This is a genomic window from Ruminiclostridium papyrosolvens DSM 2782 (assembly GCF_029318685.1).
Classification (GTDB): Bacteria; Bacillota; Clostridia; order Acetivibrionales; family DSM-1351; genus Ruminiclostridium; species Ruminiclostridium papyrosolvens.
Genome location: NZ_CP119677.1, coordinates 4,806,127 through 4,821,959, shown reverse-complemented (window position 1 = coordinate 4,821,959; position 15,833 = coordinate 4,806,127). Strand labels below are relative to the sequence as shown.

Sequence of the window (15,833 nt, the reverse complement as noted above, 5' to 3'; positions counted from 1 at the left end):
AGCTTTGATTTAGTTGTATATTTATGTATAATAGAACAATACATAATTCAGGAGGCAAGAATATAAAGGAGCTATTGCAAAACAATATTGCAATAGCTCCTTTATATTTTTAAGTATTATTTAAAAAATGCTGCAACGACTTTTGTAAGTAATTCCTTTTCGATGCTGTTTAATTGCTTACTCTTCATTAAATCTATAATTTCTGAGTATTCCTTCAACGCATCAAAGTCTGAAACCAAGTTTGCTTTTGCTGTCTGACTGTCTGCACCATCGACAGTCTCAGTAATATAAAGCATTTCGTTAGATATGTCAATTATTACAGTTTTGTTGAAGCAGGAATTGTTATCAACTTCCCAGGTAGTAACACATTCGTACGCACCTTTTTTAATTTCTCTCATGGAAATAATATTTAATACTTCATCTATACCTTTGTTGGAAATAGCGTTCATGATTTCAGATGAATGTTTATAAAAAGAATACTCTATGTAGCCTTCAGTTTCCTTGAGATATGCAATAAGTTCAAAAATATCCATATTGGCACCCCTTAAAAAAATGTATTTTCATTTTATTTATCGGCTAAAAGTACGCAAGCTATTAGTAACATTATCTCTGAATTATCCCGTTACTTTTCGATAATTTCCAACCTTCCCTCATCAATAAACTTCTGTATATGAGATACACTTATTTCAAGATAGGTTGCTACCAAGCTCACCGATGACTTTGGGTTGTCCTTTAAAAATTCTTTAATCCTTCGGAATTCGGACTCGTTTTTCTGACTGCAGCTCAAACATAATTGTTCACTGGTTACATATTGGAAGGTGCAGTTACACTCTTTGCAGCGTTTTGGTTCAGCCACCGGATTTCCCTCCTGATAGAATAAATTAGCTATGCATCTTCCGAGCTTAACACATTATTTTTGGCTTTAACGCCGGGAATTTCATTTAGCTTGACTTCCAGTCTCTCTATTTCATCATCAGAGCCTGTGAGATGAAGTATTATAAGGCCCTCATTTGAACAGCTGTCCTCACTTGCATCATGTATTCCAAGTCGTGTTTTAATTATGCAGCCGGACTCAGTAAGGACATTTTGCATTAGGTTTACATTTTGTACTCTTTTATTTGTCAGAACAGACATAACATTGTATTTTGCCATTATATTGGCCTCCTGTAAAATTTTTATATAATAAGGATAGTATATCCCATTAATCATCATTTGAATCTGATGTAGCGTGCCCTGCATCAGGATTTTTAACCTCAAGAACATCAAGAATAAATATAAAAATCGGAATACCTATAATAAGCCCCCATATTCCCAGTATATGTTCTGAAACTATTAATACAACAAATGTATAGAATACAGGCAGTTTTGTTTTTTGAGACATGAGCTTTGGGTTAAGAATATAACTTTCAAGGGCATGGAGAATTGCAACCAAAACCAGAACATATATAATCATGGACGGCCCCCCAATTCTGAGTGCTATCATGGAAAGGGGCAGCAGGGAAATTACCACACCTGCCACAGGGACAAGGCCAAGAATAAAAATCATAAACCCAAGGCCGAAAATCTGAGGAAACTTGAGAAAATAAAGCATTATCATAGACAAAATGGCATTTATGAATGAAATAGTTATCTGAGTCTGAATTACCTTTCCGAAGGATTGGAGAAATTTACGGCCGAAGAAGGAAAGCTCATCATAAACTGCAGAAAGTTTGCTGTTTTTAAAACCTGATGTAAATCTGACAATTCTGTTTTTTTCCAATATAAAGAAAAGGCTAAGCACAATTGCCATAACAAAGTCAAAACCAATTTTCCCTAAGTTTGAAATTGATTTATACAGAACTTCAAAATTATCTCTTATATAGGAAGAAATCTTGATTTCTTTTGATAACGAAATAATGTAGTTCAGAGTCTTGTTCTCGTAAGTTGTATTATAAAAGGTTGTTGCTTGTTCTACGAGAGTTTTAAGCTCCGATATAATTACGGGAATATACTTGTAAAGTATTAAAACAGCCGAGGTTACAGCCACAAGATAAAAGAAAATAATTATTACCTTCAGCAGTCTTGAATTAATGATTTTAGTCTTTTTGAATACATAGCTTTGTGCAGTGTACCCCAGGTATGCAAAAATGAAGGTCAGCAGAAACATGTTCGCCATACCACGCAAAAAGTATACCAGAAGTGCGAAGCCTGCAAGGATAAGTACTCGCTTTGTTATTTTCTTGGACAAAATGGATTTGAAGTCTGTCATAGTTTTTTTCCTTATCGTTTATATTTGGAAATACATAGAAACTTCTGCTGATTATGGTCTGTGCAAAAGTGATGTACTAACTTATATAAATTATATATAAAGATTGTAAAGTAATAAAGTACTATAGTGTTAATTTTAAAATAAAAGGATGCACGTCGAGAAGACGGCATCCTTTTATTTATTTAGTATTCAGAATAAAATTCATGCTTACTGATTCTGGTGTTGATCCCTGAATACCTGGAATACTCTTTTAGTGATATTTCCACCGACTTTACCAGCTTCTCTTGAAGTTAAGTCACCATTGTAACCCTCTTTGAGGTTTACACCAACCTGAGATGCTATCTCATATTTCAAGTTTTCAAATCCTGAAGGTCTGTTATTACTATTGTTATTAGCCATAATTAAATTCCTCCTTTGTGATTTCACCTGTGATATTACCGGTGTAATAATATAATTTGCAATATTACTTAAAATATAACGGAAATTTATGTCTGCTTGCTGTCTTTTTCCCAAATCAAGTGACATGGACGCAGCACTTGATTTGTTTAATGCTGACGTACCGCTTCATCCCCTTCTCTGAAAAGAAGACTGATGCTGTACAGTCCTGCAATACCGACAATAACAAAAATTGCTCTTGTAATTAGTGAAGCAGTCCCAAAAATTGCACCTACAAGATCATAGCGGAATAACCCTACAGAAAGCCAGTTAAGAGCTCCGATTATAATGAGTACTAATGCAACTCTATCCAATGGTGTTCTCATATTACCAACTCCCTTCTTTTTAAAATTTAATTAGATTCTGTTACAGTTCTATATTATTATTAATTAAGCAGATTTTATTCAGTGAAAAAAAGGTATCATATAAAATAACCGCATCTCCATTATTGGAAATGCGGTGTATTTGAATAACTGTCTGCTTTCGCAGCGCAGTTAGTACTGGAATATAAAATTTTTCAAGATTCTTTCTTTAGTATAATATGAAATAATAAAAATATGTGTGATAATAAAATTTAACTTGGGATAAAAGGATATTAGAGGGAAAAATATGAAATTTATTAAAATACCTAACCTGCCGTACGAAAATGTTTCCTGTGTTTTATTGGATGCCAGAGCTCCCAAAAAGCTTATTGAACAATTAAAAAATAGAAAAATTGAAATAATTCCGGTAGCTGAACATCCTGACGTATATCCTGCTGTATCCTGCCATCCTGATATTATGTTTCATCATATTTCGGGAAATATTATTGTATATGCACCAAACACATCTTTAAACATAATAGAGCTTCTTTGCAAAAAAGGCTTTCAAATGATAGAAGGAGAAACCTTCCTTCAAAACAAATATCCCGGAACTATTGCCTATAATATTGCAAGAGTGGGAAGGTTTGCATTTCATAATACTAAATACACTGATGCTGTTGTCAAAAAGCTGCTGGAGGAACATGAAATCCAACTCATACATGTAAAACAGGGATACTCCAAGTGTCTTACCTGTGTTGTTGACAGTAAAAGTATTATAACCTCAGACAGAGAAATTTACAGGAAGGCAACAGGCGCAGGGCTGGACGTGCTTTTAATTGAGCCGGATAAAGCTATTAAGCTTGAACCTTTTGATATGGGATTTATAGGAGGAGCGACGGGACTGATAGGCAAAAATAAGCTGCTTTTTACGGGAGATATAACACTTCACAAAAATTATAAAGAAATAAATGATTTTTTAAGTTTAAAAGCTGTAGACATGGTTATTATTAAAGATGAACATTTGATTGATTTAGGGACAATCATTCCCATTACGGAGGAATAGTTACCATACAAATAAATCTAATGTGTGTAGTACCTATAAAATATGCGGTGCATATAATGTAACATAACTTAGAATAAACTGTTAAACGCCTATTGAATACAACATTATACGAAAACATATACTACACACGAAGGGAAGTGAAGTTGATGCAGTATCAATACCTCTCAATCGGAGTTAATGATAGCGCAGATAACGTTATACAGCATATAGATAAAGAACTTCAGCAGTTAAAAGAGAAAAGAATTAATTACTCAATAAAAGTAGTTGATATTGAAGGCGAAACTTCCGTCCTATGTAATTTGGAGGAGGAGGGTCTGTTTTCAAAAAAAACCAGTCAGTATGAGCTGTTAAAATACCATATATCCAATGCACTTGCGGATTATATAATACAGCAGTACGAAGAACGTCTCTTAATCAGGATAATAAACAGCAACTATGGCTATTTTAATTCTGTAGATAAACGGGAAATATTGGAAATATGTAAAAAGATTATTAGAAATGATGACAAGGTTTTTTTTAATACACTTTTTCAAATACGCAGAAGGAATCTCATCGTAAAGAAGTTATTAGAATACTTTGAAGGTTCTAATAGTATTATACTTGACGGATTTGTAAATTTCAGATTAAAAGATTATAACAAAGAGCTGGAAGAAATTATTGATAATGCAGTTGATGATTTTTTAATTGAACGTGAATACAAGGAGTTTATAAGGCTTTTGAAATATTTCGTTGAAATACAGGATTCCAAATTCAATGTTGTTCATGTTGTTATGGAGTATGACGATAACTACATGCTTTTGGATGAAAAAAAGCATGAAATAACCAATGAATGTATACAGGAATTCGTAACTGAGCTGTCTGAAGCGGATATAAGCCATGACGATCTTCTGGTTAGCTCTCTGATAACATTGGCGCCTAAAAACATTATAGTTCATAATTGGGAGAGGTTTAAAAATAAGAAACTTCTTGATACTATAAAAAACGTTTTTTCGGGAAAAGTTGTTTTATGTGATGGATGTGACATATGCTCCATCGTAATGGTAAAAACAGACAGTAAAGAATAATATTTACAAATGTCGGGAAAAATAGTAATATAGTACTAGACCATTTAAGGTCATTATATATTGACAAAGGGTCGGTATATAAATACAATATATTGTGTAATTACAGTATATTGAAAATAAATAACATGTATTGGCAATATGCTAATATGGCTTATTTTAAATGTACAAATGACAAAATATAACTTACTTACAAAAGACAAAAAGCAGTAAACAAAATTACAAAAGAAGAATGTCCGGGGAAAAGAAAAGAGAGTCTTGTGACTCTCTTTTCCCTTTTCACGCATTATGTGCTATATTAATATAACAAGGATACAATAAATAAGTAAATAAAACAAATGGTAAATTCTTAGGAGGAGTACTTTTTGAAGGTAATAGGATTTATAGGCCCGAGTGGGACAGGCAAAAGCCACAGAGCTTCATGGGTTGCCAGAGAACGCGGAACTGATTTTATTATAGATGACGGGCTTCTTATAAAGGGCAATCAGATTATTGCAGGTGTTTCAGCAAAAAAGGAAAGCACTAAGATTGCATCTATAAAAAGAGCTTTATTCACGGACAAAAAACATACGGAAGATGTAGCAAAAGCACTTATTCTGTACAATGCACAAGCACTTCTCATTCTGGGAACCTCCGAAGGTATGGTAGAAACCATAGCTGAAAGGCTTGGAATAGGCCCTGTAGATGAGAAAGTACTTATTACCGATGTTGCCAGCGAATATGAAATTAAACAGGCTTTGGCAACAAGAAGGGAACAGGGAAAGCATGTTATACCTGTGCCAACCTTTGAAATAAAGAAAGATTTCTCGGGTTATTTTCTTGACCCTCTTCAGATATTCAGGAGAAAAGGTAAAGGCAGCTATCAGCTGGTAGGAGAAAAATCCGTTGTTCGTCCTACTTTCAGTTATATGGGAAATTATACCATATCAGATTATACTATTTACCAGATAGTTGAGTATGTAACTGCAAATATTCCGGGTGTGTCAAAAATATCCAGATTTAGAGCAGAGAACAGGCCGGACGGAATATATATTGAGATGGATTTGATTCTGATTTATGGCTATATGATTAAGCCTCTTTTAAGAGAGATTCAGGAAAAAGTAAGTGAACAAATAAAGCATCTGACTGCACTTAATATACAGAGAATGAATGTTGTGGCTAAGAGCCTTGTAGTAGAAAATAAGAAATAAAGGAACACATTTAGCATGAGTGAAGATATTAAGCGCATTACTCCCGAAGAGGCATTGAAACAATGCAATGACGAAAACAGGGATAAACTGAAAGTATTTATAGGCTATGCGCCGGGAGTCGGCAAAACTTACTCTATGCTCAATGAAGGCAACAGAAGGGGAAAGGATATTGTCATCGGCTATGTTGAATCTCATCAAAGAGATGAGACAGACAAGCAAATTGGAAACTTGGAGATAATACCCAGAAAAAATGATATTTAAAAATAAAGGAGCATCCCTCGCCACTTTTTACAGTAGCTTTGTGACACTCCTATTTTTTATCCTATTAATTGCTCCTAGTATTTTTTAAAACAGATTTATCATTTTTTAATTGAAGCGGCATTGTGGCGACAACAATATGCTTGTGCTTCAGTAATTCCTTTCGTATAAAAAAGGAAGTGTTGTTATGCATCATTTTCTGCCACCAGGATTTAACCGTAAACTGAGGTAAAATAACGGTTATCATATCACCTTTTTCGTAGTCGTATTCAGTAGATTCTATAAACTTAAGCAAAGGAGAAACAACTTTTCTGTATGGTGAGTATTTTACTATCAGAGGTATATCAGTATTTATCATGGAGTATTTCCCCTTTATCTTATTTGCCTGCTCCTCATCAATGGAAATATTAAAAGCAATTACTTTATCGGAAATTGTTTTGGCAAATCTCAAGGCTCTTAAGCTTGATTGATTGATACTTTCCAGAGGTACGATAACAAGGTTTTTATAACAGCTTTTTTCTATACTGAAGCCTTTGAGATCGGACTCTTTTATGTCCAACTGTTTTGCAAGTGCAACATAGTGCTTTTTTATCCGCATAAACATCATGAGAAGAACAGGTGTGATAATAATAACAATCCAGGCACCGGCCTTGAACTTTTCAAAGGCGATTATCAGAACAACAACTGCTGTAGTCAGAGTGCCGAATCCGTTTATAAATGCCTTGAGTCTCCACCATTTCCCCTTTATCCTTCTCCATCTCATAACCATACCAAACTGTGAAAGAGTAAAAGAAGAAAATGCCCCGATTGCATATAGAGGAAGCAGCAGAGCCACATCACCTCTGAATACGATAATCAGAATTGCCGCAATGGCAGATAGTACTATAATACCGTTGGAAAAGCTGAGTCTGTCACCTCTCATACTGAATTGTCTTGGTACATATCCGTCTTTACCCATAATTGACATAAGCAGAGGGAAGTCCGAATATGCGGTATTTGCCGCCATTACCAAAATGAGAATGGAAGTAGCCGTATAAAAATAAAACATTAAATTGTTTCCGAACACATTAAATGCAATTTGGTTCAAAACAGTTTTGCCTTCAACAGGTACAATGTGATACAGATTTGCAAGTATAGATATACCTCCGAATATAAGTAATACAAAAAGTGACAGCAGCCACAATGTCTTTTTGGCATGCTTTGCAGCGGGCTTATCGAAATTCGGGACGGCATTGCTGACGGCTTCAACACCTGTTAATGCCGTACATCCATTGGAAAATGCCTTTAAGATAAGAAATATACTTACAGCCCCGTTTGCTTTCATTTGCACGATAGGCTCCACAGGGTGAGCAACGCCAAGTCGAATCTTGACAATTCCAATTATAATCATCGCTAATGAGCCTATGATAAATAAATAGGTGGGTATACTGAACATTCTCGACGATTCTTTAATTCCCCTTAGATTGCCTATCATTATAAATAATAATACCGCAATACAAATTAAGACGTGGTACGGGGCTAACGAATGAAAAGCAGAAGTCAGCTGGGCAATGCCGGACGAAATACTTACGGCTACGGTAAGTATATAATCTATTGCCAAAGATGTACCTGCTGTTACTCCAGCCACATGCCCAAGGTTGTCAGATGCGACAATATAAGCACCCCCGCCGCCTGTATATGCAGATATGGTTTGACTGTAGGAAAATGTGAGTATAACCAGTAATGCGATAATTGCAAGCGAGATATACGTTAAATACATAAAAGACAATGCACCTATTACAGGTACCAAAGCAATAAGGATTTCTTCACCTGCATAGCCTACGGACGATATAGAGTCGCTTGCCAATATTGGAAGCCCCCATAATACTTTATATTTTTCTCCATGGATGGCCTCATTTTTAAGTGGCCTTCCTATTAAAACTTTTTTAATCCATTGAAACATTTTATCCCCCTTTGATGCTGAACACTGATAAAGTAGTTCGGAAAATGCCTGTTTTTACTTATATTTATTTGAAAATCAAAATAGATTATATATCTAAGCACTGTTTATCTAAAGCTCTATAAATAAGTGCATAAAAAGTTACCCTGTATACTGCGGACTATTAATTGAAAATATGTTTCTCAGTCGAAGTTAATCAGTAAATATCTCAGGAATACTATTGGTATGGAAATTGCTGAGAATAGGGTTTATGCAATCAATTTATTCTTTCTCATCATCTCTGTCAATTTTATAACTGTGATTTCTTTCTTCTTTAAATTTGAAATAATCATTGATTTTCGTGATAAGGTATATAATAACTATTAATATAAAAAATAAGCCTATCCCAATTAGTATTTTATTCATTGACCCCATCTCCTTTTATGTTTATATTTAAAATGCTCCCTAAAATTAAAATTTCTTACCTCTTCCATTTTCTGATATCTGTTAGATTATAATTCTAAAAGGTTGTATTACTAAAGTTGGAGAAACTGCAATTCAGTCATTTACTCATACCGTTAGGGGGGATTAGTTTAAGTTATCACTCTTACTCATAGCATTTTCTCGTATTTTTAACACAAAGCGATAGTATGGTTTGTTGATAAAATACAGTCCAGACAATATACTAAATACAAGATGTTTGAAGTAGGAGATAAAAATGATTAAGACACTTAAAGGTAAGGTTTCTCTATTATATTTAAGTCTTGTTATACTTATTGCGGTGGTTGGCATAACTGCTGCAGTGAATTTGTTCAGTTTAAGCAGAGCCATTGATGGGCTGATGATATCCAACTATAAGAGTATAAATGCTGCAAATATGATGATGGAAGCTATTGAACGGCAGGATAGTGCAGCACTTTTATATATAAATGCTGATACCCAAAAGGGGAAAGAGCTTTTTACAAACAATAGCGAAGTATTCTTTAAATGGTATAACATAGATTCCAATAATATTACTGAAAAAGGCGAAAAAGATATCGTAAACGCCATTAAGGTATCCTACACAAGATACATGAAGCTTTTTCTTGACTTAGAAGAAATACGCAGTCAACAGGGTGTAGCAAAAGCAAATGAATATTTTAATACTGAAATGAGCAGAGAATTTACCAATACCAAAAATGAGCTTAGGCAACTGAGCGTTCTGAATGAAAAGGCAATGTTTAAAAGTAAGGCTGAAGCTACTAAAAATGCTCAGGATTCAATGTACCTTGTACTGGGAATATCTACAGTGGCTTTTATAGGAGGATTTGCAGTATCAAGATATTTTACGGATAGATTTCTAAAGCCCATAACCCTTCTGACACAGACTATGAAGATGGTAAAAGCTGGGGACCTTAATCAGGTGGCAGATATATTTGTAAAAGATGAAATAGGGGAGCTTTCGGCAGAGTTTAATAATATGACTAAACGTCTGCAACAATATGAACAGAGCACCATGGGAAATCTGCTTGCCGAAAAAAACAAATCTGTGGCAATTGTTAAGTGTATCTCAGACCCTTTGGTGTTTCTTGACACTGAGTACAGGATAATTCTATTAAATGATGCATTTGAAAAAATATTTAATGTCAGCGAGGAAGTATTAACAAACAAGCATTTTCTTGAAGGAATCAGAAATGGAGAGATATTTGATTTTATTTCCGATACCTTCAGGTCAGGGAGCGAGACAGAGCAAAAAATATTTGCCGTGAAGGCAAACTGTGAGGATTACTATTTCAATATTATTGTTACCACCGTTAAAGATAATAATGCCAATCTTTCAGGCATAATAGCAGTATTTCAGAATGTTACTCATTTAAAGGAACTTGAAAAGATAAGAACTGATTTTATTGCTACAATATCCCATGAGTTTAAGACTCCTTTAACCTCTATTGTCATGGGAACGGATATATTGTCCGACGAGGGAGTAGGGAATTTGAATGATGACCAGAGGCAAATTATCAAGGCCATACGGGAAGATAGCGACAGGCTTACAAAACTTGTGAATGATTTGCTTGAATTAACAAGAATTGAGTCGGGAAAAGCAATTTTTAAGATTAAGGAATATGCAATTGATGATATTATCGAATGTGCCGTAAAACCCTTTTATCAGATTGCAGAGCAACAGGATAAAACACTTTATTTTAAATGCGATGAAGATATGCCTCGTGTTATAGCTGATTTTGAGAAAATAACCTGGGTTTTGAATAACCTGATTTCAAATGCATTAAAGTATACCAATGCAGGAGATGAAATAAGTGTTATTGCCAGTGTAGATAAGGAAAATACGATGTACGTTACGGTAAAAGATACAGGACTCGGTATTCCTGAGGAGTATATTGATAATATATTTGAAAAGTTCGTACAGGTTAAGGATGCAGATTTTGAAGTTAGGGGAACAGGACTGGGGCTTGCTGTAGTTAAAGAGATAATCGAGGCACACCACGGAAGGATATGGTGCGAAAGTCGTCTTGACGTTGGAAGCAGTTTCAGCTTTACACTGAATGTAGCAGGAAGGAACAAATATTAAATGAAAAAAGTTCTTGTAGTTGATGATACAAAGAATATCAGAATGATATTAACAAAGTGCCTTGAGCTTGAAGGATATGAGGTTTTGACTGCAAGTGACGGGACACAGGCTCTTGAATTATTTATGACCCATTCCTTTGATTTGGCTTTTTTAGATATAAAGCTTCCGGGGGTGAGGGGAACTGAGGTTTTAAAGAGGATAAGGGAAAAGGGTATAAAGACACCTGTAATAATTATCACGGCGTATGCAACCGTCAAAAATGCCGTGGACTGTACCAATTTAGGTGCCGTAGCATATGTACAGAAACCGTTTTCAGCAGACAAAATAAGAAATGTACTGATGGATTTTGAGAATTCCTCTTTAAGTTCAAAAAATGAAGAGAATTCAGATAGTTTTATTTTAAGAGCAAAGTCTTATCTTGACGCTGATGAATTTGAAAAATCACTGGACTTTGCTCAAAAAGCTCTTGCAAAGGATGTTGAAAATCCTGAGTTATATCTGCTGATAAGCAGGGCTTACAGAGGTATGGGGAATGAAAAGAGTGCGGAGAGGTTTTATCAGTTCTATAAGACGTTTATTTCCGAGTAATGAGTAAACTCCGAGGCTGACAGAAAAAGTCTGGATATATAAATTTTTTACAAATATGGTATATTATTATATAATGTATATAAGTAATAGATTTTTGCTTAAGTATCAAAATTCAACATAGTTTAACATTGATACTCTTCAGAGCAGGATGTAATTCCTGACCGTTGGTGATTTTTGTAAAGGTCTGATGTAGGAATGGATGTAAATTGGATGCTCTGCAAGGAGCATTTACAGAGCTATGTTTTATGTTTATAGATTTTGAGAGTTTTCCTGCGCATTAAATATTTGATACATGCGCAAGCAAATTTATTAAACTCAAAGGAGAATAACTATGAATCAGTCAGCAAAGAAAATTACTACATATGCATTGTTTTGTGCTTTGGCATTTGTTGTGGTAGCCCTAATAAGAATACCGTTAGTGCTCTTTCTTAAATTTGAACCTAAAGATGTTGTTATTACTATCGGTGGGTTTTTGTACGGCCCAATTGCTACTGTAATCATTTCAGTTGTTGTAGCATTTGTGGAAATGATTACAATCAGCTCCGATGGTGTGATTGGATTTGTTATGAATGTAATTAGCGCAGTTGCATTTGCCGGTACTGCCTCTATTATCTATAAACGTAAATCAACTATGACAGGTGCAGCCATAGGACTAGGATTAGGTACAGTTTTAATGACTGTACTGATGTTACTGTGGAATTATTTTTTGGCGCCGATATTTATGGGCTTTCCTAGAGAAGATGTAGTTAAATTATTAGTGCCAGCATTTTTACCGTTTAATTTGATAAAGGGCGGAATCAATGCTGCATTAACTCTTTTATTATATAAACCCATCATAAACATTTTGCGAAAAGCAAGTGTCGTACCTGATGTTGAAAGCATTGCAGAAGAAGGAACGGCAAAAAAGACAGGTGTTATTATCCTTGCCTTGTTTGTTTTAGCATCCTGTATTCTTATGGTGCTATCGTTACGAGGTATTATCTAAGGAAATATATATTATGAATATTATTGAAGCTAAAAATTTATTGTACAATTACAAGAAATACAATGGCGATAACATAGCTGACACTCTTATTTCCGCAATACATGATCTAAATATACAAATAGAACAGGGCAGTTTTGTTACCATAGCAGGGGAAAATGGTTCCGGAAAATCAACATTTGCCAAAATGATTGTAGCATTGTTATTTCCAACGTCCGGGGCTCTTTATTTAGATGGCAAGAAAATAGAAAAAGAATCTGTACCTTGGAATTTATGTGAAAGTGCAGGTATAGTATTTCAGAACCCGGATAATCAGATTATCTCTTCAATTGTTGAAGAAGATGTGGGTTTTGGTCCTGAAAATCTTGGAATACCTTCAAAGGAAATTCTAGAAAGAGTTTGTAATAGCTTGAAGGATGTGGGAATGTTAGAATACCGTTATTGCAGCCCGAATCAGTTATCAGGAGGGCAAAAGCAAAAAATTGCAATAGCAGGTGTTTTAGCGATGCAGCCTAAATGCATTATTTTAGATGAGCCAACTGCAATGCTTGATCCTCAAGGGAGAGCACAAGTGATTCAAACCATTAGAGATTTAAATAAAACAAAAGGAATCACTATAGTCCTTATAACCCACTATATGGAAGAGGCAGTTTGTTCTGATAAGGTATATGTTATGCACAAAGGGGCTATAGTTCTCAGTGGTCCACCGGATGAATTGTTTGAAAGAACAGATGATATTGAACAATATGGTTTGGAGGTACCACAGGTTACGTTATTAGCCAATAAATTAAAAGAGGCTGGATTACCTATTGGTAAAGGGATAATAACCGAAGAACAATTGATTAATGAGATAATGCAAAAGGCAGAGCAATGTTTATGTAGGCACTAAGTCGGTCTCAGATGTTGGAGTGATTCAAATGATACGCTTAGAAAATATTTTTTATTCATATGACGATATTTCAGGAAATACGTTATTTACGCTTGATAATATTAACCTAACGATTGAGAGGGGCGAGTTTATCGCAATTATTGGGCAGACGGGATCTGGAAAATCTACATTAGTTCAGTTAATTAATGGATTAGAAGTTGCAAAAGCAGGTACTGTAAAATATCTTGACCAAAATATTTATGATAATGATTACGACCTATATAAACTTAGAAAAATGGTAGGGGTTGTTTTTCAATATCCTGAAGATCAACTTTTTCAACTTGATGTATTATCGGATGTATGCTTTGGTCCTCTAAATTTTGGTCTTGCTCATGAAGAAGCTGTAAAGAAAGCAAAAGAAGCATTGAAAATGGTTAGTCTGGATGAAATGTATTATCAAATGTCACCATTTGAGTTGTCCGGAGGCCAAAAACGCCGTGTTGCTGTTGCTGGGGTTCTTGCAGCTGACCCTGAGGTGTTAATTCTTGATGAAATAACAGCTGGCTTAGACGCTAAAGGGAAAAAGGAGATATTATCTCTGATAAAACGATTGCATCAGGAAAAGCAAATCACAGTAATTATGGTATCCCATAGTATGGAAGATGTTGCAAACTATGCAGATCGGGTTGTTGTTATGGAAAAGGGTGCTATTGTTTTAGACGATACTCCAAGGAACATTTTCAAACAATATGAAACATTAGTGAGGATAGGTTTAACAGTACCGAGAGTAACCAGTGTTTTAAATCATCTAAAAGATAGAGGGTTGGATGTTGACACTTCTGCAATTACAATAGAGGACGCAACAAAAAGCATTCTTTCAGCGCTAGGCGGTGGTGCCTGTGAGTAAAGGGTTGACATTCGGCCGTTTTTATCCATCTATTTCTGTATTACATCAATTAGACCCACGCGTAAAGCTCATTTCTACTTTGATGTTCTTAGTAGAACTGTTTGTTTTCAATAGCCTCACATGCTATATTATGTCAACTGTTTTCTTGGCGGTTATTATTGCCGCAGCAAAGATTCCATTGAAATTTATCCTTCGTGGTTCCAAATTTATTTTAGTTGTTATTTTATTTACATCAACAGTTAATCTTTTCATTATTGATGGCGATACACTTGTAAGTATTGGCAAACTTCATATAACAAATAAGGGTTTAAACACGGCTATATTAATATCAGTACGATTAATGTATATTTATATATCTTCAAGTATTATGATGATTACGACGTCACCAAATAATTTAACAGACGGTATGGATAAACTCTTGGAACCACTAAAGAAAGTCAAAGTGCCTGTCCACGACTTATCAATGATCACATCTATAACATTAAGATTTATTCCTGTTTTATCGGATGAAGCCACAAAAATTATAAAAGCACAAACTGCCAGAGGGGTAAACTTTAGAACCAAAAACATCATTAAAAGAATAAGGAATTACATACCCATTATGATTCCAATGTTCGTATCATCATTTCGACGGTCAAATGAACTTGCAATGGCAATGGAATCTAGGGGATATCGTGGTGACAATGGACGTTCTAAAATGAGACCCCTTTGCTATCAGAAAAATGACATTATAGCTTATTTTATACTTTTATTTTTTCTCGTAGCACAAATTGTTGTTAAAACATTCAATTTATGAGAATCGTGGGCTTATACAAGAGTATTAATTTCATTATAAATATAGGTGAGGACGGAAGGTTGGAGGCAGAATGTACACATTACTGATCAATGGATGTGGGTATGTAATTCAATCTTCTATTTGCCCAGATATTCCTCATACTGTGAAGTAAAGTACTGTATCTTATGAGTAACTTTTTTAAGATGATTATGCATTTCCTCAATCTGACTCTCTACGGTCTTTTTATGCTCCATGAGCATTTCACAGCGCTGCTTCAGAGTTTCATTTCCCTGAGTGCTCAGTGACACAAATTCCCTAATCTGCTTAATAGACATTCCTGTATTCTTGAGGCAGCAGATAAGACCCAGCCATTCAAGGTCTTCTTGGGAGTACCGACGTATTCCGCTTTCACTTCTGGATACATTAGGAAGCAGTCCTTCCCTTTCATAATAGCGTAAAACATGGGCTTTTAAATTTGTCTTTTCCGATACTTGCTTTATAGAATAGTCCATTGTATATTCTCCTGTGATTTTAAAGTTACTATTGACTTAAAGTTTACGTTAAGGTTTACAATTTTAATTATACTTAAAACATTATGCCTCATCAACAGCTAATAGAAGGGGGGGTAAAATAATTAAGGTGAAAATCAGTATAATAATATTTGAAAAAACA

General features: G+C 34.8%; 19 protein-coding genes. 10 read left to right on the top strand and 9 right to left on the bottom strand.

Annotated features, from left to right (window positions below; all coding sequences use genetic code 11):
• Positions 1 to 116 precede the first annotated feature (116 nt).
• The 6 genes from P0092_RS21155 to P0092_RS21130 all read right to left on the bottom strand — a co-directional run bounded on the left by P0092_RS21155 (position 117) and on the right by P0092_RS21130 (position 3,009).
• On the bottom strand, positions 117 to 533 hold the full coding sequence (locus tag P0092_RS21155) for a hypothetical protein (protein ID WP_004618302.1): 417 nt from the start codon (positions 531 to 533) through the stop codon (positions 117 to 119).
• A gap of 89 nt (positions 534 to 622) precedes the next feature.
• Complete coding sequence (locus P0092_RS21150; protein WP_004618303.1) at positions 623 to 856, bottom strand: hypothetical protein; 234 nt, start codon at positions 854 to 856, stop codon at positions 623 to 625.
• Positions 857 to 885: 29 nt separating this feature from the next.
• Positions 886 to 1,152, bottom strand: coding sequence for a CPF_0552 family protein (locus P0092_RS21145; protein ID WP_004618304.1), 267 nt, complete (start codon positions 1,150 to 1,152; stop codon positions 886 to 888).
• Between the two features lie 49 nt (positions 1,153 to 1,201).
• Positions 1,202 to 2,248: an AI-2E family transporter gene (locus tag P0092_RS21140; RefSeq protein WP_004618306.1), complete on the bottom strand. Its 1,047-nt coding sequence runs from the start codon at positions 2,246 to 2,248 to the stop codon at positions 1,202 to 1,204.
• A gap of 207 nt (positions 2,249 to 2,455) precedes the next feature.
• On the bottom strand, positions 2,456 to 2,647 hold the full coding sequence (locus P0092_RS21135; protein ID WP_004618309.1) for an alpha/beta-type small acid-soluble spore protein: 192 nt from the start codon (positions 2,645 to 2,647) through the stop codon (positions 2,456 to 2,458).
• Positions 2,648 to 2,793: 146 nt separating this feature from the next.
• Positions 2,794 to 3,009, bottom strand: coding sequence for a DUF378 domain-containing protein (locus P0092_RS21130; RefSeq protein ID WP_004618311.1), 216 nt, complete (start codon positions 3,007 to 3,009; stop codon positions 2,794 to 2,796).
• Positions 3,010 to 3,292: 283 nt separating this feature from the next.
• Here P0092_RS21130 and P0092_RS21125 point away from each other — a divergent pair, with 283 nt between their 5' ends.
• The 4 genes from P0092_RS21125 (at position 3,293) to P0092_RS21110 (ending at position 6,560) form a co-directional block, all read left to right on the top strand.
• On the top strand, positions 3,293 to 4,048 hold the full coding sequence (locus P0092_RS21125) for a DUF6873 family GME fold protein (RefSeq protein ID WP_004618313.1): 756 nt from the start codon (positions 3,293 to 3,295) through the stop codon (positions 4,046 to 4,048).
• Between the two features lie 146 nt (positions 4,049 to 4,194).
• Entirely contained in the window at positions 4,195 to 5,112 is a 918-nt protein-coding gene (gene ytxC / locus P0092_RS21120) for a putative sporulation protein YtxC (protein WP_004618315.1), read from the top strand.
• Between the two features lie 362 nt (positions 5,113 to 5,474).
• Complete coding sequence (locus tag P0092_RS21115) at positions 5,475 to 6,299, top strand: Asp23/Gls24 family envelope stress response protein (RefSeq protein WP_004618317.1); 825 nt, start codon at positions 5,475 to 5,477, stop codon at positions 6,297 to 6,299.
• Positions 6,300 to 6,314: 15 nt separating this feature from the next.
• A complete protein-coding gene (locus P0092_RS21110; protein WP_004618319.1) occupies positions 6,315 to 6,560 on the top strand; it encodes a signal transduction histidine kinase in 246 nt (81 codons plus the stop codon).
• Between the two features lie 64 nt (positions 6,561 to 6,624).
• On the opposite strand, the gene P0092_RS21105 is transcribed toward P0092_RS21110, so the two are convergent.
• Both P0092_RS21105 and P0092_RS21100 read right to left on the bottom strand, forming a co-directional pair.
• A complete protein-coding gene (locus P0092_RS21105) occupies positions 6,625 to 8,499 on the bottom strand; it encodes an APC family permease (protein ID WP_004618321.1) in 1,875 nt (624 codons plus the stop codon).
• 258 nt (positions 8,500 to 8,757) lie between these two features.
• Positions 8,758 to 8,901 carry a hypothetical protein gene (locus tag P0092_RS21100; RefSeq protein ID WP_004618323.1) on the bottom strand — a complete coding sequence of 48 codons (144 nt, stop codon included), beginning with the start codon at positions 8,899 to 8,901 and terminating at the stop codon, positions 8,758 to 8,760.
• Positions 8,902 to 9,193: 292 nt separating this feature from the next.
• On the opposite strand from P0092_RS21100, the gene P0092_RS21095 reads away from it, so the two are divergent.
• The 6 genes from P0092_RS21095 (at position 9,194) to P0092_RS21070 (ending at position 15,182) form a co-directional block, all read left to right on the top strand.
• The gene (locus P0092_RS21095) at positions 9,194 to 11,041 is read left to right on the top strand and encodes a HAMP domain-containing sensor histidine kinase (protein WP_004618327.1); all 1,848 of its coding nucleotides are present in this window, start codon (positions 9,194 to 9,196) and stop codon (positions 11,039 to 11,041) included.
• A complete protein-coding gene (locus P0092_RS21090; protein ID WP_004618329.1) occupies positions 11,042 to 11,629 on the top strand; it encodes a response regulator in 588 nt (195 codons plus the stop codon).
• A 331-nt stretch (positions 11,630 to 11,960) separates the two neighbouring features.
• Positions 11,961 to 12,614 carry an ECF transporter S component gene (locus tag P0092_RS21085; RefSeq protein WP_004618331.1) on the top strand — a complete coding sequence of 218 codons (654 nt, stop codon included), beginning with the start codon at positions 11,961 to 11,963 and terminating at the stop codon, positions 12,612 to 12,614.
• Between the two features lie 13 nt (positions 12,615 to 12,627).
• Positions 12,628 to 13,500: an energy-coupling factor transporter ATPase gene (locus P0092_RS21080; RefSeq protein WP_004618333.1), complete on the top strand. Its 873-nt coding sequence runs from the start codon at positions 12,628 to 12,630 to the stop codon at positions 13,498 to 13,500.
• Between the two features lie 28 nt (positions 13,501 to 13,528).
• A complete protein-coding gene (locus tag P0092_RS21075; protein WP_004618335.1) occupies positions 13,529 to 14,386 on the top strand; it encodes an energy-coupling factor transporter ATPase in 858 nt (285 codons plus the stop codon).
• The gene (locus P0092_RS21070) at positions 14,379 to 15,182 is read left to right on the top strand and encodes an energy-coupling factor transporter transmembrane component T family protein (protein ID WP_004618337.1); all 804 of its coding nucleotides are present in this window, start codon (positions 14,379 to 14,381) and stop codon (positions 15,180 to 15,182) included. Before P0092_RS21075 ends, P0092_RS21070 begins: the two co-directional genes overlap by 8 nt.
• Before the next feature lie 116 nt (positions 15,183 to 15,298).
• Here P0092_RS21070 and P0092_RS21065 read toward each other — a convergent pair whose 3' ends face one another.
• The gene (locus tag P0092_RS21065; protein ID WP_004618339.1) at positions 15,299 to 15,673 is read right to left on the bottom strand and encodes a MerR family transcriptional regulator; all 375 of its coding nucleotides are present in this window, start codon (positions 15,671 to 15,673) and stop codon (positions 15,299 to 15,301) included.
• Positions 15,674 to 15,833: the final 160 nt, after the last annotated feature.